Source organism: Hymenobacter sp. HD11105 (assembly GCF_054051685.1).
In genome coordinates, this window is sequence record NZ_JBSWBR010000001.1 from 509,216 (window position 1) to 529,582 (window position 20,367).

General features: G+C 54.6%; 22 protein-coding genes and 1 tRNA gene. 13 read left to right on the top strand and 10 right to left on the bottom strand.

All coding sequences use genetic code 11. The annotated features are described in order from the left end of the window. Nucleotides 1-107: 107 nt before the first annotated feature. Nucleotides 108-938, top strand: coding sequence for a hypothetical protein (locus tag ACW9KT_RS02300; RefSeq protein WP_457077771.1), 831 nt, complete (start codon nucleotides 108-110; stop codon nucleotides 936-938). A 55-nt stretch (nucleotides 939-993) separates the two neighbouring features. Here ACW9KT_RS02300 and ACW9KT_RS02305 read toward each other — a convergent pair whose 3' ends face one another. Next, complete coding sequence (locus tag ACW9KT_RS02305; RefSeq protein WP_457077772.1) at nucleotides 994-1,734, bottom strand: DUF3891 family protein; 741 nt, start codon at nucleotides 1,732-1,734, stop codon at nucleotides 994-996. A 136-nt stretch (nucleotides 1,735-1,870) separates the two neighbouring features. After that, a complete protein-coding gene (locus ACW9KT_RS02310) occupies nucleotides 1,871-2,854 on the bottom strand; it encodes an NAD-dependent epimerase/dehydratase family protein (protein WP_457077773.1) in 984 nt (327 codons plus the stop codon). A gap of 181 nt (nucleotides 2,855-3,035) precedes the next feature. Between ACW9KT_RS02310 and ACW9KT_RS02315 the strand changes: the two genes are divergently transcribed. From ACW9KT_RS02315 to ACW9KT_RS02325, 3 genes are all read left to right on the top strand, one after another. Continuing rightward, entirely contained in the window at nucleotides 3,036-4,106 is a 1,071-nt protein-coding gene (locus ACW9KT_RS02315; RefSeq protein WP_457077774.1) for a patatin-like phospholipase family protein, read from the top strand. 58 nt (nucleotides 4,107-4,164) lie between these two features. Continuing rightward, nucleotides 4,165-5,412 (top strand): glycine C-acetyltransferase, encoded by a 1,248-nt coding sequence (gene kbl / locus ACW9KT_RS02320; RefSeq protein WP_457077775.1) that lies wholly within the window; start codon nucleotides 4,165-4,167, stop codon nucleotides 5,410-5,412. 262 nt (nucleotides 5,413-5,674) lie between these two features. After that, nucleotides 5,675-6,976 (top strand): cation:proton antiporter, encoded by a 1,302-nt coding sequence (locus tag ACW9KT_RS02325; protein WP_457077776.1) that lies wholly within the window; start codon nucleotides 5,675-5,677, stop codon nucleotides 6,974-6,976. Between the two features lie 60 nt (nucleotides 6,977-7,036). Here the strand turns inward: ACW9KT_RS02325 and cdaA are convergent, their stop codons facing one another. Both cdaA and folP read right to left on the bottom strand, forming a co-directional pair. Beyond that, nucleotides 7,037-7,879 (bottom strand): diadenylate cyclase CdaA, encoded by an 843-nt coding sequence (gene cdaA, locus ACW9KT_RS02330; RefSeq protein WP_457077777.1) that lies wholly within the window; start codon nucleotides 7,877-7,879, stop codon nucleotides 7,037-7,039. Further along, entirely contained in the window at nucleotides 7,876-8,760 is an 885-nt protein-coding gene (folP, locus tag ACW9KT_RS02335) for a dihydropteroate synthase (RefSeq protein WP_457077778.1), read from the bottom strand. The genes cdaA and folP overlap by 4 nt, the downstream gene beginning before the upstream one ends. A 189-nt stretch (nucleotides 8,761-8,949) precedes the next feature. Here folP and ACW9KT_RS02340 point away from each other — a divergent pair, with 189 nt between their 5' ends. From ACW9KT_RS02340 to ACW9KT_RS02360, 5 genes are all read left to right on the top strand, one after another. Continuing rightward, entirely contained in the window at nucleotides 8,950-9,510 is a 561-nt protein-coding gene (locus ACW9KT_RS02340; protein WP_457078564.1) for a DUF1599 domain-containing protein, read from the top strand. Nucleotides 9,511-9,613: 103 nt separating this feature from the next. Beyond that, on the top strand, nucleotides 9,614-10,720 hold the full coding sequence (locus tag ACW9KT_RS02345) for a BT_3928 family protein (protein ID WP_457077779.1): 1,107 nt from the start codon (nucleotides 9,614-9,616) through the stop codon (nucleotides 10,718-10,720). Nucleotides 10,721-10,833: 113 nt separating this feature from the next. Then, nucleotides 10,834-11,892, top strand: coding sequence for an ABC transporter permease (locus tag ACW9KT_RS02350; protein WP_457077780.1), 1,059 nt, complete (start codon nucleotides 10,834-10,836; stop codon nucleotides 11,890-11,892). Nucleotides 11,893-12,055: 163 nt separating this feature from the next. After that, entirely contained in the window at nucleotides 12,056-12,583 is a 528-nt protein-coding gene (locus ACW9KT_RS02355; RefSeq protein ID WP_457077781.1) for a shikimate kinase, read from the top strand. 70 nt (nucleotides 12,584-12,653) lie between these two features. Then, nucleotides 12,654-13,340 (top strand): sterol desaturase family protein, encoded by a 687-nt coding sequence (locus ACW9KT_RS02360; protein ID WP_457077782.1) that lies wholly within the window; start codon nucleotides 12,654-12,656, stop codon nucleotides 13,338-13,340. 77 nt (nucleotides 13,341-13,417) lie between these two features. Here the strand turns inward: ACW9KT_RS02360 and ACW9KT_RS02365 are convergent, their stop codons facing one another. Then, entirely contained in the window at nucleotides 13,418-13,588 is a 171-nt protein-coding gene (locus ACW9KT_RS02365) for a hypothetical protein (RefSeq protein WP_457077783.1), read from the bottom strand. Nucleotides 13,589-13,800: 212 nt separating this feature from the next. Between ACW9KT_RS02365 and ACW9KT_RS02370 the strand changes: the two genes are divergently transcribed. Continuing rightward, nucleotides 13,801-14,220, top strand: coding sequence for a DUF1810 domain-containing protein (locus ACW9KT_RS02370; RefSeq protein WP_457077784.1), 420 nt, complete (start codon nucleotides 13,801-13,803; stop codon nucleotides 14,218-14,220). Between the two features lie 85 nt (nucleotides 14,221-14,305). Here the strand turns inward: ACW9KT_RS02370 and ACW9KT_RS02375 are convergent. From ACW9KT_RS02375 to pheS, 4 genes are all read right to left on the bottom strand, one after another. After that, nucleotides 14,306-14,379 (bottom strand) — tRNA-Asn (locus ACW9KT_RS02375). Nucleotides 14,380-14,474: 95 nt separating this feature from the next. Further along, entirely contained in the window at nucleotides 14,475-14,927 is a 453-nt protein-coding gene (locus tag ACW9KT_RS02380) for a hypothetical protein (protein ID WP_457077785.1), read from the bottom strand. Beyond that, the gene (locus ACW9KT_RS02385; RefSeq protein WP_457077786.1) at nucleotides 14,911-15,825 is read right to left on the bottom strand and encodes a 3-hydroxyacyl-CoA dehydrogenase NAD-binding domain-containing protein; all 915 of its coding nucleotides are present in this window, start codon (nucleotides 15,823-15,825) and stop codon (nucleotides 14,911-14,913) included. The genes ACW9KT_RS02380 and ACW9KT_RS02385 overlap by 17 nt, the downstream gene beginning before the upstream one ends. Before the next feature lie 63 nt (nucleotides 15,826-15,888). Beyond that, the gene (gene pheS, locus ACW9KT_RS02390; protein ID WP_457077787.1) at nucleotides 15,889-16,935 is read right to left on the bottom strand and encodes a phenylalanine--tRNA ligase subunit alpha; all 1,047 of its coding nucleotides are present in this window, start codon (nucleotides 16,933-16,935) and stop codon (nucleotides 15,889-15,891) included. Nucleotides 16,936-17,137: 202 nt separating this feature from the next. Here pheS and ACW9KT_RS02395 point away from each other — a divergent pair, with 202 nt between their 5' ends. From ACW9KT_RS02395 to ACW9KT_RS02405, 3 genes are all read left to right on the top strand, one after another. Further along, nucleotides 17,138-17,704 carry a hypothetical protein gene (locus ACW9KT_RS02395; RefSeq protein WP_457077788.1) on the top strand — a complete coding sequence of 189 codons (567 nt, stop codon included), beginning with the start codon at nucleotides 17,138-17,140 and terminating at the stop codon, nucleotides 17,702-17,704. A 275-nt stretch (nucleotides 17,705-17,979) separates the two neighbouring features. Further along, nucleotides 17,980-18,360, top strand: a complete 381-nt coding sequence (locus tag ACW9KT_RS02400) for a hypothetical protein (protein ID WP_457077789.1) — start codon at nucleotides 17,980-17,982, stop codon at nucleotides 18,358-18,360. A gap of 131 nt (nucleotides 18,361-18,491) precedes the next feature. Then, nucleotides 18,492-18,932: a hypothetical protein gene (locus ACW9KT_RS02405; RefSeq protein ID WP_457077790.1), complete on the top strand. Its 441-nt coding sequence runs from the start codon at nucleotides 18,492-18,494 to the stop codon at nucleotides 18,930-18,932. An 83-nt stretch (nucleotides 18,933-19,015) separates the two neighbouring features. Here ACW9KT_RS02405 and ACW9KT_RS02410 read toward each other — a convergent pair whose 3' ends face one another. Further along, on the bottom strand, nucleotides 19,016-20,284 hold the full coding sequence (locus ACW9KT_RS02410; protein WP_457077791.1) for a M16 family metallopeptidase: 1,269 nt from the start codon (nucleotides 20,282-20,284) through the stop codon (nucleotides 19,016-19,018). Nucleotides 20,285-20,367 lie beyond the last annotated feature (83 nt).

Consider the following 20,367-nt stretch of genomic DNA (forward strand, 5'->3'; position numbering starts at 1 on the left):
ATTATGAACACCCGAGCGGGCGTCGCGTATAGAAGCGCCCGCTACCCAATCGGAAAGCAGTACTTTCGTTTGGGCTCGAGCTCAATCCTTTTTCCTACCTCCTCAAAATGAAGGCGTTCTACCTTTTCTTACGCACCGGCGGCTACGCTCTCGTAGTTGGTTTGTTGTTTTACTCCATGGGTTGTCAGCGCATTCGCGAGGTGGCTACCATTAGTGCCACGCCGGCGTACCCGGCCGGGCAAGGCTTCGATCTGCTGGGCTCCGACCCGCGCGCTATTGCCATTGCCGACACCGTAATGGCTCGCATGGGGGGCTATCAGAACTGGCAGAATACGCGCTATCTGGCTTGGAGCTTTTTTCGGGGCCAATACCAGATCTGGGACAAATACACCGGCGATTTTCACTGGGAGCAGGACAGCTTGGTGGCTAATTATAACCTATTAACCCGCACCGGCAAGGCATATAAAGGCGGAAAGGAAATAACCGATACGCCTGGTGGTCAAGAGCTAATGGAGAAAATGTATCCGCTTTGGGTGAATAACTCGTGGTGGCTCATCATGCCCTTCAAGCTCAAAGACTCAGGCGTGACGCTCACTTACCGTGGTCTCGGCACTACGTTTGAAAACGAGCCTGCTGATATCCTGCAAATGACGTTTAAAGACGTAGGTGTGACGCCCGAAAACCGCTACGAGATTCGAGTGCTACGCAGCAGCGGCCTCGTGCAGGAGTGGTCTTATTTTGCTAAGGCTGATGACCCTCAGCCCGCTTTCCGGCGCCGTTGGGCCGATTACAGTCAGCACGGCAACATCCTACTGGCCGCAGACCGCAGCGACCTCACCAAGCCCGCCCGCATCACGGATATAGCAGCTCGCCAAACCGTGCCGGAGGGCCTAATGGAAAGCCCCGTCCCGGTCACGAAGCTGAAGAGTCAACCCTGACATTTATTACTTAGCAATCGACAATGAGCCAATTCGGTTATGCTGGCGCTTACTGTTAATTGCTAATTGTCTTCGCTAGCTCCCAACGTAGCGTTTCAATAGGTGCTTGTTTAAGGTGAGCAGCCAGCTCGGCATCGTCTTTAAATTGTAATTGGGCCAAGATACTAGCTTCTACGCCCACCGTGAAGCGGTCCGCTACGAAGGGCCAAGGCGTTATGACTACTGGGCCATCGGAGTTGGGGCGGGTTACATCGTAGCGCTGCCCGTCGGGGCCTTGACTGATTTCGAGGGCGCGGCCCATTTCGGGAAGTTCGTGACGACACAGAATCAGGGAGAGCCGGTCGCACCACTGCATCAGGTCGTACGCTTGTTGGGTTTCGGCTTTGCTAATATTCAAGGCTTTGCGCCAACGCTGCTGATTCGCTTTCTGCTCATCCAGAAATGCATCCAGCTCCTTTTTTTGCCCCCTAAGCGACTCATACAGAAAGCTAAGGTGCATGCTAGTAAGCAGGCTGCGCCACTGACCCTGAAACCGGGCCGCCCGCAGTACGCCGGTGGCTTGTTCCAAGGAGAAGTCCTTCATCGTAAAATCGGCGGGCGCACCGGTAGGCGTGAGGCCGTAGTGCCCATCCCAGGGGCGCTGTTCATCGTCGTGCTGGGTTATGGCGGCCAGCAGGCCCACCCAGCGATCAGTGGGGCCAAACGGCGGCCAGTGCCAAGCCAGCTGCGCCGCCAGTAACGCGTGCGATTGTTGATAGATAATCTGCCAGCCGGCGGTAGTGTAATTGACAATCATAGCTTTAAATAGTGTTTTCGCCGACTTGCGCGGCGGCTAGCAGAAAACGCCCATTGCGCAAAACAGTTTTCAGCCTATTAAAAAAGCCCCCCAGAAAGCCTCTGGGGGGCTTTTTGATGGGTTGAAAATGAACCGCTTAACGACTCATGGTCACTTGGGCTTCCGCCTCGTGCAGATGCAGAAGCATATCGGCCGTCATCTTATCCAAGTCAAACTCGGGCTGCCAGCCCCAGTCCTGGCGGGCGCGAGAGTCGTCGATACTAGCAGGCCAGGAGTCGGCAATCTGCTGGCGCGAATCGGGCTTGTAGGTTACTTCGAAATCCGGCTCGTGGCGCTGAATTGACGCTGTAATCTCGGCGGGCGAAAAGCTCATCGCACCCAGATTATAGGAAGAGCGAATTTTGATTTTCTCGGCCGGCGCGTGCATCAAATCCAGAGTGGCTTTGAGGGCGTCGGGCATGTACATCATGGGTAGGTAGGTGTCCTCTTGCAGGAAACATTCGTAAGCCTGGCCGGCTACGGCTTTGTGGTAGATGTCCACGGCGTAGTCGGTGGTGCCGCCGCCGGGTAGCGTTTTGTAGCTGATCAGGCCGGGGTAGCGCAGGGAGCGCACGTCGAGGCCGTGGTTTTTGTGATACCACTCGCACCATTGCTCCCCAGCCAGCTTGCTGATTCCGTACACCGTGCTGGGGTTCATAATGGTCAGCTGGGGGGTGTTTTGGCGGGGCGTGTCCGGCCCAAATACGGCAATAGAGCTCGGCCAATACACCTGCGCTACTTTGTACTTCACTGATAGGTCCAGCACGTTTAGCAAGCCATCCATGTTCAGGCGCCAGCCAAACTCCGGATTTTTCTCAGCGGTAGCCGACAGCAAAGCCGCTAGGTGATAAATCTGCCGGGGGCGGTACTGCTCAATGATGGCTTCGAGGCGGGGACGGTCAAGCACGTCGAGCAGCTCGAAGGGGCCTGCTTCCTGCAACTCCGTTTGTTGGGGCAGGCGCACATCGGCGGCAATTACGTGTTCGGCGGCGTAGCGTTGGCGCAGGGCGTGGGTGAGCTCAAAACCGAGCTGCCCGCAGGCACCAATAACGAGTATGGTATCACTGGGGGTGTTTTCCATGCTAATAAAAGGGAAAATGGGTGGGTGGGGCTACAAAGATACCGGGTCGAGCGGTTATGCCAGTCAAAGGCTTGCAGGGAAGCTCGGCTGCACTCGCTCCGCAACTCCCGTGCCCAGCAGTTGCCCTGCTAATAGAAGCAGTCGGTTTTGCCTACTTTTGGGTAATCTCAACTGTCACTGTATGCGGCGATTTGTCCTGCTATTGGCTTTTTACTGTAGTAGTACGTATGTGGCCCATTGCCAGGCTACAGCGCCGGTTATCTATCGCAATTTGGTGATGGAAGGCGGCGGCATCCGGGGCATTGCCTACGGTGGGGCCTTGGCGGAACTGGAAAAGCAAGGCGTGCTGGCCGGTATTCAGCGGGTAGGCGGCACGTCGGCGGGCGCTATTCAGGCGGCGTTGCTGGCCGTGGGGTACTCGCCCCAGGAAATTATTGAGGTAGTGAACAACACGCCCGTGCAACGGCTCAACGATGGCCGGCTTATCTTTTTCGGCGGCAGCACGCGCCTGATCAAGCAATACGGCTGGTACCGCGGCGACCAGTTCACTAAGTATCTCAGCGACTTAGTGGCCCACAAAACCCAAAAGCCCGCCCTCACCCTGGGCCAGCTTCACGAACTCGCCCAGCAAGGAAAAGGCCGCGACCTGTACGTAACGGGCACTAACCTCACTACCCAGCGCACTGAGGTGTTCAGCTACGAAACTCACCCCAATCTGCGCGTGGCCGATGCCGTGCGCATCAGCATGAGCATACCGCTGTACTTCCGGGCCGTGTTGCTTGATGAGCAGGGACAGGTAGTGCGCAAACCCGCGAAAGATCAGAAAGTGAACGTGTTGGTAGATGGCGGTCTGCTGGCCAACTATCCGCTCGACTTATTCGACCACGCCCGATATTTGCCCTCCAGCACTTCGGCGCCAGCTTCCGGGGGGCAATTTGTCAACCCCGAAACCCTGGGCTTGCGCCTCGACCGCGCCGAGCAGATTGCCTACGACACGCTGCCCGACGGCCGCCGCCAACTCGCGCCCTACGACATCCACGACTTCGGCAGTTACATGGGCGCCTTCTACACGCTAGCCATCGAAAACTTGAATGCTACCACTGCCACCGACTGGCCACGCACTATTAGCATCAATACCTTAGGGTTTAATCCCAAAATCAAGCAGGTATCGGCGGCGCAAAAGCAGTCGCTGATGGACAGCGGCCGGCAGGGCGTGCAGGATTTCTTCATTCGCACCCAAGCCAAAAAATAACGAAAATTGCCCCCCGCAGTTCTCGTTACGTATTCGACACTCATTCTTCCCAACCCATATGTATACCACCCTTCAACCCGACCTCGAAACCCAGCTGGCCGATATTAAAGCCAACGGTCTGTTCAAAAAAGAACGCGTGATTACCTCGCCCCAGGGCGCCACCATTGAAACCAACGAGGCCGGCGAAGTGCTGAACTTCTGCGCCAATAACTACCTGGGCTTGTCGTCGCACCCCGAGGTGATTGAGGCGGCCAAGGCGGCCATTGATACTCACGGCTACGGCATGTCGTCGGTGCGCTTTATCTGTGGCACTCAAGATATTCACAAAGAACTGGAGCGTAAGCTCGCCGAGTTTCTGGGCACCGAGGACACGATTCTGTACGCGGCGGCCTTCGACGCCAATGGCGGCGTATTCGAGCCTCTATTCAATGAGCAGGACGCTATTATTTCGGATGCCCTGAACCACGCCTCTATCATTGATGGCGTGCGGTTGTGCAAAGCCCAGCGCTACCGCTACACCCACAATGACATGCAGGACCTGGAAAAGCAGCTCCAGGACGCCACCGCCAAAGGCAGTCGCCACCGCATCATCGTTACCGACGGCTCCTTCAGCATGGACGGCACCATCGCCCGCCTCGACCAGATCTGTGACCTCGCCGACAAGTACCAGGCCCTGGTAATGGTAGATGAATGTCACTCCACGGGCTTTTTGGGCAAAACTGGCCGCGGCACCCACGAACTGCGCGGCGTGATGGGCCGCGTGGATATCATCACTGGCACGCTGGGCAAAGCCCTAGGCGGCGCTATGGGTGGCTTCACCACGGGCCGTAAGGAAATCATTGAAATGTTGCGGCAGCGCAGCCGGCCTTATCTGTTTTCTAACACGTTGGCCCCGGCTATTGTAGGAGCTTCCCTGCGCGTGCTGGAGTTGCTGAACGAAAGCACCCAACTGCGCGACCAGTTGGAAGAAAACACCAAGTATTTCCGCGCCAAAATGACCGAGGCGGGCTTTGATATTAAGCCCGGTGAGCACCCCATTGTGCCGGTTATGCTTTACGACGCTAAGCTGGCTCAGGAATTTGCAGGCAAAATGCTCGACAAAGGCATTTATGTAATCGGCTTCTATTACCCCGTAGTTCCCCAGGGCCAGGCCCGTATTCGGGTGCAGCTTTCCGCCGCCCACACGCGTGAACACCTCGACAAAGCTATTCAGGCCTTTATAGAAGTAGGGCAGGAGCTAGGCACACTCAAGGACCGCAGCGCCGCCCAGCCCGAGGCCGGCCAGGTAGTGACAAACACGCCATAATCGGTAGTTGCTACACGGAAAAAGCCCCCCAGATAATGTCTGGGGGGCTTTTTTATTAATTCGATACGCGAAAACTGGGCAAAAAAGGGAAGTAGTACGAAAATCCGTGTTGCGCTACTCTCCCTTTTGCTTTTACCATTTCATATCGAAAGCATTAGCCTTTCAGAGCAAAAGAACGTAGTAGCTTTTGTGCTGAAGTAAGGGGGCAATTCTTGGCGTAGCGATTTACGTAGGCCGCCTCCCCACTTTCTTATCTATCTCTATGTCATTCTATAACATCAGCCTCGTTCTGGTTGGCATTGCCATTCTGGGTGTGGCATGGCTACCTTCCTTGCTGGAGAAGTATCCGCTCTCGTATCCGATTCTGTACATCGCGCTGGGTATGGGTGTATATGCGCTGCCTCTCGATTTGCCCTCCGCCGACCCGATGGAGCACAAAAAGCTGGTAACTCACTTGTCGGAGCTGTGCGTAATCGTGGCTTTGACCGGCACTGGTCTCAAAATAGATCGGTCATTCTCGTTTGCTACCTGGCGCGTGCCCATCAAACTGGTGCTGATACTGATGGTTCTGACTATCGCTGGCGTGGCGCTGGCCGGTATGACCCTGGCTGGGCTGGCCCTGCCCTCGGCTATGCTCCTCGCCGCCGCGCTGGCTCCCACCGACCCCGTACTGGCCGGCGATGTGCAGGTAGGCGACCCCGGTGAGGGCCGCGAGGACAACGTGCGCTTTTCCCTAACGGGTGAGGCTGGCCTCAATGATGGCCTGGCTTTTCCCTTCGTGTATCTGTCTATAGCCCTGTTGCCAGCCGCCCTGCCGCTCATGGACCGCCTGATTCATTGGACCTGGCTGGACTTGCTTTACCGCGTAGGGGCCGGCGCACTTTTTGGGTGGCTGTCGGGGCTATTGTTGGCTTATCTGATCTTTAATTTGCCGAAGAAGCTAAGCATAAGGCCCAGTGCCTATGGCTTTGTGGCTCTGGCCGTAACGCTTACCAGCTACGGCGTGACGGAGCTGTTGCACGGCTACGGCTTCCTGGCCGTGTTCGTGGCGGCTATCACCTTGCGCGGTCGGGAGCGGAAGCATGAGTTTCATAAGGAGATGCACGCCTTCACTGATCAGATGGAGCGCCTGCTGATCGTGATTATTCTTATCCTCTTCGGAGGAGCTATTATGACTGGCTTGCTGGCTCCGCTTACGTGGTCAGGGGCGCTGGTAGGGTTGCTGCTGGTGTTTGTTTTGCGCCCTTTGGGAGGGCTTTTGACGCTTATAGGTTCGAAAAAGGTGAATGTAGCTGAACGGAGCGTGATTTCCTTTTTTGGTATTCGCGGCATCGGATCCATTTTTTACCTGGCCTTTGCCCTGGAGAAAGCCGAATTCCCGCAGGCTCGCTTGCTTTGGGCAATATTGGGCTTTACGATACTGGTGTCTATCGTTATGCACGGTGTACTGGCCACCCCCGTCATGAACTGGCTAGATCGCCGACACGGCCGCAAAATAGCCGCTGAAATCAGCGAAGAAGAGCGGGAAAAAGAGCAAGCAGAGGAAGCCGCTACGGCTAAGTAAGAATCGTGGCGGTGATCCGCAGTTGTATTACAAGCCAACCAGACTCAGTTGAACATCTTACTAAGCCGCTACTTCCGTGGCGGTGGAGGCGGTTGACGACGCCGACTTTTTCGCGGCTACATCAAACAACATCTCGTTTAGTTTAGCCCGCAGATCAGAAGAAGACAGGTTGCGAAAAACTTCGCCACCGCGCACCAGCGAAATCTGGCCAGTTTCCTCACTTACCACCAGCACCACGCTGTCCGTAACTTCAGTAAGCCCAATGGCAGCGCGGTGGCGCAAGCCTAAGGAGGCAGGCACATCGGGGTTTTCACTCACGGGCAAAATGCAACGCGCGGCCTTGATGCGGTTGTGGGCAATAATAACGGCGCCGTCGTGCAGGGGGCTGGTTTTGTTGAAAATGCTCATCAGTAGGCGCTTACTCACGGCCGCGTCAATCAGGTCGCCGGAGTCGGCGTAAAATTTCAGCTCCGATGACATCGTAAAGGCGATGAGGGCGCCCGTGTTTTTGCCCGCCAGGCTTTTGGCCGCTTCTATAAAAGGCGTGATGCTCATGCGCTCGGTGGCTTGATCGCGGCGCCACGGAAATACGCGCATGCGGTCGAAGGTGGTTGCCTTGCCGATGGTGAGCAGAAAGCGCCGTATTTCCTGCTGAAACAGAATAATACCCGCCAGCACACCCACGCTCATAAACTGGCCTAAGATGCTGGTCAGCAGTTCCATACCAGCGGCTTTTACCACTAGATACAGCAGATAAACCGACATGAAGCCCAGAAAAACCTTCAACGCCACGCTTCCCGTCAGCAGCTTATAGAGCTGATAAAAGAGCACCGTGACCAGTAAGACGTCAATCACGTCTATCCAGCCAATGCGCAGGAAGCCGACGGAGAATGAGCCAATCACGGGGAGGAGGGAATAAAGGTTTGTTGGACGAGGCGTACTGTGTGCACGGCTTCCGCTACATCATGTACGCGCAATAATCGGGCACCGTTGAGTAAAGCCACGGTATTAGCGGCAATAGTGCCGGTGAGAGCAGTAGCAGGAGTAAGCCCTAAGGGCTTATATACCATTGATTTGCGTGATAAGCCCGCCAGTATAGGTAATCCTAAAGTAGCCAACTCGGATAAGCGCCGCAGTAGCTCGTGGCTTTGGTCAGGCGTTTTGGCAAACCCAAAGCCAGGGTCCAGAATAACATCGGTGACGCCGGCAGCGCGCAGCTGAGTAAGCTTATCACGGAAATAGCGCACGAGTTCCGTTACCAAGTCACCGTCGTAGTGGGTTAGCTGGGTCATGTTTTGGGGAGTGCCGCGCATATGCATGAGCACGTAGGGCACACCGAGCCGGCCAGCCGTAGCAAACATTTTCGCGTCGAGGGTGCCGCCGCTTACATCGTTGATGATGTCGGCGCCCGCGGCTATGGCCTCCGCCGCCACGTCGGCCCGAAAGGTATCAACCGACAGAAACGCCTCTGGAAATGCCCCCCGCACCGCTTCAATGGCAGGTAGCACCCGAGCCTTTTCTTCCTTAACAGATATATCCTCGGCGCCGGGCCGCGACGAATAGCCCCCCAGATCGAGGATAGCGGCCCCGGCCCGAAGCATGGCCTCAGCGCGGCCCAGCAACTCGTCGGGGGCAGCTATGCGGCTGCTGGCATAAAACGAATCGGGGGTCAGATTTAGAATGCCCATGACTTGAGGCCGGCGCAAATCCAACACGCGTCCGCTGGGGCAACGCAGCATTTGCCTCGGGGAAAAACACGTATCTTTCGCGGCGGTCTGGAGCATAGAAATCTGGGGTTTGAGCGCTTAGGGACTCGGTTTTAAGCGAAAAGCTGCACGGGTTTCCGGCTTCTTGCCAAAGAAGCAAAGCGCAACAAGCTCGCGCCACAAAGGGCTCTAGTTCTCCACGCCAGCCTACCTGCCAGGTACCCAAGTCACCACGATCCGAAGTTCCTTAAATCTATAGTGAAAATCTTGCAAACCCAAACCCAGCAGGAGTACGATCAGGTAATAGAGCAGTGCCGGGCGCTGTTTCTGGCCAAAACCCACGACTATGGCACGGCCTGGCGCATCCTGCGCCTGCCCTCCGTTACTGATCAGCTTTATATTAAAGCGCAGCGCATTCGCTCCATTCAAGAAAAAGGCACGCAGCTGGTGGCCGATGGCATAAATGAGGAGTTCGTAGCTATTATTAATTACTGCGTAATTGCCTTAATGCAATTGCACCTGCCCGCCGACGCGCCCCAAGATTTGCCCCCCACGGAAGTAGCTGCCGCCTACGACCGCGAAATACAAGCTAACCGCGACCTGTTGTTTGCCAAAAACCACGACTACGGCGAGGCCTGGCGCCAAATGCGCGTGCCCAGCATTACTGATATTATCCTAATGAAGCTGCACCGCACCAAGCAAATTGAGGATCTGGGGGGCAAAACGCGCGTGTCGGAAGGCGTGGAAGCCAACTACCGTGATATGCTAAACTATGCCGTATTTGCTTTAATTAAGATGAGCGGAGAAAATGGCAGCGCTTCGGCCTAACTGCTTTACCTACCTCGCTCTAGCCGCCACTTCCCCGATCTTTTTGTTTGCGTATGGGGTTTTACCTTTCGGCATACTACCCTAGTTCTATAGTCTACGCTTCATGAAACTTTTCACGCATATCTGCTGGGTGCTGCTCGGCTCCGTGTTTATTTTTTCGGGATTAATTAAGCTCAACGACCCCGTGGGAATGGGGCTGAAGCTGGAGGAATACTTCGAGGTATTTGCTCAGGATTTTGGTTCTTTCTTTTTGGTCTTTAAAGGCTTTGCCCGCACGATGGCCATTTTGCTCAGCTCCTTGGAGGTGGTGCTGGGTGTGTCGTTGTTGCTACGCTGGCACCTGCGCAAAACCCTCTGGACTCTACTGGCCCTGCTTGTATTCTTTGGCTTTTTGACATTTTACTCGGCCGCCTTCAACAAAGTAACCGACTGCGGCTGCTTTGGCGATTTTATCAAACTCACGCCCTGGCAATCGTTCTCCAAAGACTTGGTTCTGTTGGGTTTATGGGCGGTTGTGTTCTTTAATACTCGCTACTTGCGGCGCGTTTTTGCCAAAGGCACCTTAGGCGTCATGTACATCACGGTAGCCTTTGCGGTATCTATTGGGATCGGGGTGAGGGCGCTGGGCCACTTGCCGTACTTCGATTTCCTGCCGTATAAAGTAGGCAACGACATTGGGGCGCTGATGAAGCCCCAGGAGCAGGCGCGCTACAAGTACGTGCTGGAGCGCAATGGCCAGACCCAGGAGTTTGATCAGTACCCGACCGATACCACTTGGAAATACAAGAGCATGGAAGTACTTAACCCAGTGACATCCAAGCCTGTCATCACCGATTTTGCCATCTTCGACGCCGATGGTAAGGATCATACCCAGGAGGTGCTGCGGGGCAATAAGCTGCTGCTCATTATTCAGAACACCGCTAAGTCGGACCGTGACCGCTATAACTTAATTAACGCGCTGATAGCCGGCGCAGCCAAGTCATCTAACAAGCTGGAGGCTTTGGTGATTACCAGCAGCAGTCCCGCTGATATTGACGACTTGCGCCACGATGTGAACTTGTCGGCGCCTGTGTTCTACGCCGATGCTACCGTGCTGAAATCCATGATACGCTCAGATCCGGGCATTATGGTTCTGCAAAATGGGGTTGTGAAAGGCAAGTTTCATTACCACGACATTCCCGATCAAGAAGAGGTAGATCAGCTTTTGTAAAGCAGGTGATTACCTTGTCGGCCTGTTAACCGAATGTTTTTCCGCTGAGATGCTGAGCATGGGCTGATTGCCGGGCCCGGGAACTAAGCATCATTAATTTGCCCCCCAGACTTATGTTTTCGTTTGTACTGCGCCGTTTAGGACAAGGTGTACTGATACTGGCTGGCGTGGCGCTTACCGTGTTTTTCCTGTTCACAGTATTGCCCGGCGACCCCGTGGCCTTACTGGCTGGACAGCGCTCCGATGTAGCCACCCGCGCCGCCATCGCTGCCGATCTGGGACTTGATCAGCCGTTGCCTACGCAGCTTGTGGCTTACCTCAATGACGTGTCGCCGCTGGGCTTGCACCCGCGCGACTCGGCCGGCGTGGCTAAGTACGGCGGCGTGACCCTGCTGCCGCTGGGGGGCAAAAATGGCTTGGTGCTTAAAACTCCTTATCTGCGCCGGTCTTTTCAAAGCAACAAAGACGTGCTCAGCATCTTGCTCGACCATTTCACGGGCACACTCTGGTTGGCGCTCGCCGCTATGCTCATTGCGGCCGTCCTGGGCATTTTGTTCGGTGTATTGGCCGCCGTGCGTCCTCATTCCTGGCTCGACCGCGCCCTGATTACTACTTCCGTATTAGGTATTTCGGTGCCCTCGTTTGTGGCAGGTATTCTGATTGCCATGACGTTTGGGTTTTACTGGAGCCATTGGACGGGCCTCAACCTGACCGGGCAACTCTACGAAACCGACCCATTTACCGGCCGCCACTTAGTGCTACGCAACCTGCTGCTGCCGGCTTTTGCGCTTGGTATTCGTCCCTTGGCCGTTATTACGCAGCTCACCCGGTCGTCTATGCTCGATGTGCTGAGCCAAGACTATATCCGCACGGCGCGGGCCAAGGGCCTCTCCGGCTATCAAACTATTGTGGGCCACGCGCTTAAGAATGCACTCAATCCGGTCATTACCGCAGTTTCGGGCTGGCTGGCTTCCCTGATGGCGGGGGCTTTCTTTATTGAGTATATTTTCAATTGGAAAGGGCTCGGAACGGTGACGTTGCGCGCGGTGGAAAACCTGGATTTTCCCGTTGTGATGGGCGCTACTATTTTCATTGCCTTTCTTTTTGTAGTCATCAACATTGCCGTTGATGTGCTCTATGCGGTGCTTGATCCACGGGTCAAAATCAATTAAGCATTGAACTGTTAACAATTAACGGTTATCAATTAACACGCGGTTGTAAGGGTTGCGTATCGAGGCACAGCGTTTCAAGCATACTAATGCTGACCCTTATTACGCACGAGGATAATGATGCTGTAAGCCTTTATATACCCAATTGCTAAATGTTTATTGATAGATGTTAAATGAAAGTCTCTACCTGATTGGAATGCCCGGTGCCGGCAAAACCACGCTGGGGCGGGGCCTAGCTACGCGTCTGGAAATGCCTTTCCGTGATTTGGACCAGGAAATTGTAGAGCAAGAAGGCCGCAGCATTCCGGAAATCTTCGCAACTGATGGGGAGGCCTACTTTCGAGCTACGGAAGCCTCGGTGCTGCGGAAGTTGGTAGCCGCGCTGCCTCGCTTTGTGTTGGCTACGGGCGGTGGCACTCCCTGTTTTCATCAGAATATGGATTTGTTGCAGGCAACTGGTACAGCACTTTATCTATCTGTGCCAATAACTGAGCTAGTCCGGCGTTTGCTGCAAGCGAGCAGTAGCCGTCCACTCTTAGCTGCTATTCCCGATGAAAAAATCTTATTAACCCACTTGACTGAAACCTTAGCCTTCCGCGAGCAGTTTTACGCCCAAGCGCCATTGCGTTGTGAAGGAACCTGTACTGTGGAAGCCGTGCTGCATCTGCTGACCCGCTACCACTCCACCGGCTAATCGACAGCCTGCCGCGCTTTATTTGCGTTGTGGTTTGTACTTTTGCTCTGAATAAGAAGCTTATTTGTATATGAATACCGCTCCCGCCTCTCTACCTGATACTAAAGTTACGCCGGTTAAGACCCCGGATGCCATTAAGCCTAAGCACAAAGGCTCAGCTCGGCTTTTCGAAAACCCGGTGCTGGAACGGCTCACCCACACCCACATTGCTCTTCCCGTATCCATTTTCATGATTACGGCCTTGGGAAGCTTTTATTATGGCTTGACCCACGGTTTTATTGCAGGTTTTTCGGCCTTTGGGTTGTTTCTGATCGGCTGGTTCATGTTTACCTTCGCCGAGTACGCCATGCACCGCTACCTGTATCACTTGCCGGCTACCACGCCTAAGCGGGCCAAGTTTCAGTACACTATGCACGGCGTGCACCACGAGTTTCCGAAGGATAAGTCTCGCTTGGCTATGCCGCCCATTGTATCGGTTTTTGTAGCCTCGCTTCTTTTCTTCCTGTTTCGGTTCGTGTTTGGCAACGCTGCGTTTGGCATCTTGTCGGGCTTCATCTTCGGCTATGCGCTTTATCTGTTTGTGCATTATGCCATTCACGCCTACGCTCCCCCAAAAAACTTTTTAAAGGTATGGTGGCACCATCACGCCCAACACCATTATCGACAGGATGAAATTGCCTTTGGTGTGAGCACTACTATTTGGGATCATATCATCGGTACTATGCCCGATCAGAAAGACAATAAGCAGAAAGCTTGAAAGCACTTACAGTACTAACAAAAAAGGCCCCCCAGCGAGCGTGCTGGGGGGCCTTTTTTGTGCATTTTAATAACTCTTTAGCGTCTCATTTTACGCACCAGGAAAGCAATCAGTACGACCACCAGGAATACGCCAATCAGGGCAGTCCAGGCGCCGGCTTTGAATATGTCGCCAATTACGTCGCAGCTACTAAGCGAGAAAGTGAGTACTGCGAGAAAGGCGAAGAGAAAGGGACGAATGTTTTTCATAGGAAGTCAGGCAGGAGAGAGGGAAGCCGACACGAGGCCGGAATGATTTATAATACTGCCCGAAGTCACAAAAGGTTGAGAACGTAGCATCAGCTACCTTTTCAGGCTCTTGCGGTTCAGTCATGATCAACGAACTCTGAATAAAGCGAGGAGTAATAGTCTTGGTGGCTCCGAACACGTACTCCTGCGTATTCCAACCAACTATTTACCAGATGAAAGAGCATCACTTACAACGCTTTCTCGACGCCCAGGAATCTAGCTTCTCTCAGGCCTTGGCCGAGCTACAGCGGGGCAATAAGCAGAGCCATTGGATGTGGTATATATTTCCCCAGATTCAGGGCCTTGGCTTTAGTGCTACTTCTAAGTTTTATGCTCTTCAGGATATAGATGAAGCAAAAGCGTTTGTGCAACATCCACAGCTAGGAAGTCGGCTGCTACAGCTTTGCGAGGTCTTGCTGGCCCTCCCCAACCGCGACGCAAACCGCATTATGGGTAGCCCCGATGATATGAAGTTACGCTCCTCTATGACACTGTTTGCGGCTGCGGAGCCGACGCAAACAGTCTTCCAACAAGTGCTGGATAAATTCTATCAGGGCGAGCCCGATCCGCAAACGTTGCGCCTGCTTAAGTAGGATTCTTAAAGCTAGGGCAAGCTCGAGTAAGCACATGAAAAAAGCCGCTGCAATCAGATGATTACAGCGGCTTTCTCAGTACAAGCGCTCCCTCCTGGGCTCGAACCAGGGACCCTCTGATTAACAGTCAGATGCTCTAACCGGCTGAGCTAAGGAAGCGGTTATGGCGACTTTATCAGTCGTTGCGGGTGCAATGTTAGGGTAAAGCTTCAAAATTCGCAAATGCTTTTTGCCTTTTCTTTCTTCGTAATTTATTAGTTGGTGATAGTCAGTACGTTGCTAGATAGCGCCGTAGCATATTGTCGCAACGATCTAGCCGACGGGCCGCCCCGCACTTGGCCTTGCAAGGTGAATTGCGACCCGCAACAGGCATCCACCAAGAATAAACGAGAGGCATCGATGCTTACGGTAGAGCAGGACGCCTCGTACGGGCGGTAGGGGCAATTACGCTCAAAAGCTAAGTACGTATTGGCATTTTGACGCACAATTATAAGTCCCCGCACCCCACCAGGGATTTCTACCGCGCCATTATCAGTGCGTAGCTGCGGATAGCGCTGATCGAGCACGCTGATGCTTTCGTTGAAGCTAACGATAGGAATCAGCGGCTCCGCGTTGTTGGAGTTGCCGCAAGCCCCCAAGCTGAGCATAAGCATGAGCGCTACCACCTGAAGAAGGCGCTGGGGGACTTTTTTAACTGGAGTAGTCATAGAACCCTTTACCTGTTTTGCGACCATGGTGGCCGGCATCTACTTTCTGTTGCTGTATGCGGCTGGGGCGAAACTTCGAGTCGAAATGAAAAGCCTCAAACATGGCGCTCGTCACGGAAAAGTTGGTGTCAACGCCAATTAAATCCATAAGGCGAAAGGGACCCATGCGGAAGCCACTAGCCTCCAGTAGCTCATCTACCACCTCAAAAGGCGCGACTTGCTCCTCTACTACCTTGAGGCTCTCGACATAGAAGTGTCGGGCCACGCGGTTCACGATGAAGCCGGGTGCATCGGCGGCGCGCACGGGCTGCTTACCTAGTTGCTCAGCTAAGGCTTGCACCGCATCAGCCACCTCAGGTGCAGTAGCCACCCCGCTAATTACCTCTACCAGCGCCATCAGCGGGGCGGGGTTGAAGAAGTGCATTCCTACTACCCGCTCCGGATAAGGCACCGCTGCGGCGAGGCGCGTGATGGGTAGGGAGGACGTATTGGAGGCTAAAATGGTCTGGCGGGCATTTTGCGCAGCGAGCTGCTGAAAAAGCTCGTGCTTCACGGCTAGCTTTTCCACTACGGCTTCAATAATGAAATCAGCTTGCACGGTGGCTAGCTCGGTAGTGGGCCGCAGACGCGCCAGGGCCTCTTCGCGGGCCTTGGGGGGCATTTTGCCCTTATCTACCAGCTTGCCTAGGCCCGCTGCAATAGCAGCTTCGGCTTTAGCCAGAATAGCGCCATTCAAATCAAATAGAATAGTTGGGAAGCCATGCTGCACGCAGAGCTGCGCTATGCCTAAGCCCATCGTGCCCGCGCCCACCACCGCTATTGTCTTGATCGGGGGATAAGCCACTGCACCATTAGCGGGCTGTTCGGGGCGTGAGGGGTTGTTGGCGGAGGTAGGCATAGCAAATCACACGAGACTTAGGGGCAGAAAGCGTATTGGTCAGCTTCAGGCTGAGTTGGTGAATCAGGAAATTACTCCCTCAAACTGGCGCAGAAACCGCAAGTCGTTCTCGGTGAACAAACGCAAATCCTTGATTTGATATTTCAACATGGTAATGCGCTCAATGCCCATGCCCCAAGCATAGCCCGAGTATACTTCGGGGTCGATGCCGGAGTGCTGGAGCACGGCTGGATCGACCATACCGCAACCGCCAATCTCGACCCACCCAGAGCCTTTGCAGATGTTGCAGCCCGTGCCTTTGCAGATCAGGCAGGTAATATCAATTTCGGCGCTGGGCTCAGTGAAAGGGAAGAAAGAAGGACGAAAACGGATGTTAATATCTGCCCCAAACATCTCCTGCACAAAGTAGTACACCGTCTGTTTCAGGTCGGCGAAGCTCACGCCTTCGTCAATAAAAATGCCCTCCACCTGATGAAACATCATGTGGGCGCGGGCCGAAATAGCTTCGTTGCGGTACACGCGGCCGGGCATAATGCTGCGAATGGGCGGCTTCTGCGACTCCATTACCCGCACCTGCACGGTGCTGGTGTGGGTGCGCAACAGAAAATCCTCCCTGGGTTCGTTGGGGTTGCGCCGCACGAAGAACGTATCCTGCATGTCGCGGGCCGGGTGGTTCTCGGGAAAGTTCAGGGCCGTAAAGTTGTGCCAGTCGTCCTCAATTTCGGGGCCTTCCGCCACGTTAAAGCCAATGCGGCCGAAAATGCGCACCATTTCCTCCCTCGCCAAACTTAGCGGGTGGCGGGTACCCAGAGCCAGGGGTACAGCAGGCAACGTATAGTCGAAATCGGGGTTCTGGGGGGCATTTTCGCGGGCCGACTCCAGTTCTTGCTGGCGCTGAGTAAACCGATCCAAGGCCAGCTGCTTGAGCTGGTTAAGCTCCTGCCCAACGGCGCGACGCTCATCCTGCGGCACGGTCTTAAGCTGATCAAACAGATCCGCTAGCTGGCCTTTGCGGCCGGTGAAGGCCAGGCGAAATTGCTCTAGTTGTTCGGGCGTAGAAAGGTCGTGGGCTTCGATAGCCGCCCGCAGCTGGGTGATAGTCTCCTGCATAGTACTAGCAAAGGTAAGCGTCCGGCTTAAAATCCGACAGGCTCTGTTGCCTGTATCAAATTCGGGCTTTCCAGAAATTGGTACGATTGCTGCAAAAAGCTAGACATAACCGGTAAAACACTAAACGTGGGGCGCCACCCGTTTGGACTTCCGATAGCGACCAGGGGTCTGGTCCGATACGTACCATCTACTTGCCCTTCCTATGAAATCTCTCTTGTTATCTGCTTTGGCGCTGGTCGCCGCGTTTACTACTGCTACCACTGCTCAGGCACAAACCACTAGTGGTTCAAAGGCACCAACTAATGAGTGGTTTGAGCCAGCGGCCCCAGCTTCGGCGGCTCCTGCCTCGGCTGACGACGATGTGTGGGGAAGCGCCCCCACGACGGCCGCTCCGGCCGCCGCAACTGAAGAAGCCACTGGCTATCGCACCGGTTGGATGAGTGCCCCCGGCATTAGCCTCAGCACCCACCAAAAGCCCACTACTGATTATTGGGGACGCCCTTTGGGCAAAAAAGCCAAGGCTGCCAAGAAAGCATCTACTTCAGTTGCGGCTGCTATAGAGGCGGAAGCCAACGCCGAAACCGACCCTATGATGCGCTCCTCCGGAGTGATGGTAGCTCCAGGTATGAGCAGCTCGCCCTACCGTGGCGTAAGCACCGACTATTGGGGCCGCCCGCTCAAGCGTAAAGTGCGTCGCTCGGCCTCCTCTTCGCTGGCCGCGCAGCCAACACCCGCCACTGCCGACGACGATACCCCGACTTCCTGGTAACCAGGAGTGATGGCCTCAAAATACTGATTCAGCAGGGTAGCTGCTATTTCGGAGCTCAACTGTCTATCGTCGCAAAATACTCGCATAATACAATCCAGACGCCTGCCTGGCTGTCGGCCCGATTTTAGTAGCTGTCTGGTATAGCGTCGCGTATTTTGCCCCTACGATAAAAATCAGTTTCCGAAGTAGTCGATACAGCTTAAGGTGAGTAGGTAGGAGGCTACAACGCTGCTACCTACTCACTTTTTTATTATCTCACTTTCCACCCTTACCCTATGAGAATCAGTTTACTTGTCGCCGCAGTTTTCATCTTCTTCGTGGCTGAATCGGCCCAGGCCCAGACCACCGCAACCAAGAAGACGACCACCACTACTAAAAAGACTACTGCCAACGGCTACCACCGCACTAGTAATGTGCGAGCTAAGCCCCGCGCCGGCGCTTATTCCCGCTACGACCGCTCAGGCCGGCGCAACGAGGAAAACCTCAAGCTGGCTCCTGGCGTGCGCCTGAATATGCCCAGTCCGCCTACCACCGACTATATGGGCCGGCCCTTGAAAAAGAAGACTGTGGTTAAGGCTACTTCCACTTCCTCCACTATATCATCGGAGCCTGTCCCCGCCAAAAAAGCGCCCGCTACCACTCCTAAGAAGAAGTAGTAAAAGGTTGATTTTCAGAGAAAAAGTTGAAATGCCTGAATAGTTTTTCGAATAATCGATTACTATTCAGGCACTTTTATCTCAAGATTCGTATTAGGGGCGTTACAACCCGTAACACTAATCTTTCAGTTATGCTCCGACTTGCTTTTTCAGCCCTCTTACTAAGCGCTTGCCTAGGCGGAACTAAAGCGCTTGCCCAGCAGCAGCCAGCTCCAGCCGCGACGCCCGCACAGGCCGCGCCTCAATCCGCTCAGCCGGCTTCTAAAACCGACACACCACCTTCCTCCTGGATTGCGGCTGCCGCTTACGTAGACGAGGCCGAATCTGATCCGGTGACGCGCAGTGGCGGTCAGCAGGTGGCGCCCGGCTTTACCGCCGCCCCCACGCACCGCGTAACAACTGACTATCAAGGCCGTCCGCTGAAGCCATTCAAGCGCGTGCGCCGCTCAGTGCCAGGGGCTGAAACACCAGCTCCGGCACCGGCTCCGGCTACCAATACCATGGGCACCCCAACGGCGACCCCGGCCCCAGCACCTGCTACCCCCGCGCCTAAGTCAGGCAGCGACTGGTAAGCAAACAGTAACCACAGACACAAAAAAACCGGACGAAATAGTCCGGTTTTTTTGTGTCTGTGGTGAATTGGGCTGCTAGTGCTTTACTCAGCATCGACTAATTCTGCAACTGCTTTAGGCTGAGCCCGGTAGTACAGAGTGCTACTGTTTTCAGGGCGCAAAATTTCGCGGGCGGCTTCCAGCACTGCTTCGGGCGTTACAGCCTGAATACGTGCGCTTTCCTCGTTTACTAGGTTAGCGTCGCCCATGAGTTTGCTGTAAGCTAGGTTCATGGCACGGTTGAGCAGCTCAATTTCGCTGAAGACGATGCTGGCCTCCGCTTGATTCTTTACTTTCTCCAGCTCGTCGTGTGGCACGGCTACTTCGCGCAACTCGGCCACTACCGCTTCCACCGCTGCATCGGCCTCTTCCAAGCTAACCCCGGTGTTTAGCTTGCCACTGATTACGAGCAAGCCCGGCTCGAGCGAACCCGTGCATGAAGCCGAAATACCATTAAAAAGCTGCTGATCTTTTACCAAGCGCTGGTAGAGGCGCGAAGATTTGCCCCGGCCCAACACATCGGAGAGTAAGTCAGCGGCGGTGTACGCCTCATCGGCGCGACCAGGCATGTGGTACACTTTATAGAATGCACTTGCGGGCACATCAGCCGTGATTTCAAGGAAGCGGGCTTCCGTCTGACGCGGCTCTAGAGGCAGGTTGCGCTCATAGCGTGGGCCGCCAGCAATGGGACCAAACCACTTTTCGGCCAATCGTTTGGCCTCATCCAATGTCACGGCACCCGCGACTACCAGAATAGCGTTCTGGGGGGCATAATGCTTGGCAAAAAAGCTGCGTACGTCATCCATTACCGCGTTTTCGATGTGGCTGATTTCCTTGCCAATCGTTGACCAGTTATAAGGATGGTGCTGGTAGGCAAGTGGGCGCAGGCGCAACCACACGTCGCCGTAGGGCTGGTTGAGGTAGTTTTGCTTGAATTCCTCTACCACCACTTTGCGCTGCACTTCCAGGCCATTATCCGAGAAAGCCAAGCCAAGCATGCGGTCCGACTCCAGCCAGAAGCCGGTTTCGATGTTGGCAGCCGGTAGGGTCAGATAATAGTTGGTGATATCAGGCGAAGTGAAGGCGTTATTTTCGCCTCCCACGCGCTGCAGAGGCTCGTCGTAGCTCGGAATATTCACCGAGCCGGAAAACATTAAGTGCTCAAATAGGTGTGCAAAGCCAGTGTGGCTCGGGTCTTCGTCGCGCGAGCCTACGTTGTACAACACGTTGAGCACGGCCATCGGGGTGGAGTGGTCTTCGTGAACAATGCAGCGCAGGCCGTTGGCGAGGGTAAACTCCTGAAAGTGTATCATAGGAAAAGAAGGGTCGGAAGAAAGTTACTATTTCACAAACTACCAGTAAGGGCATTGGGTTCGGGCTAGTCACTTGGATACTC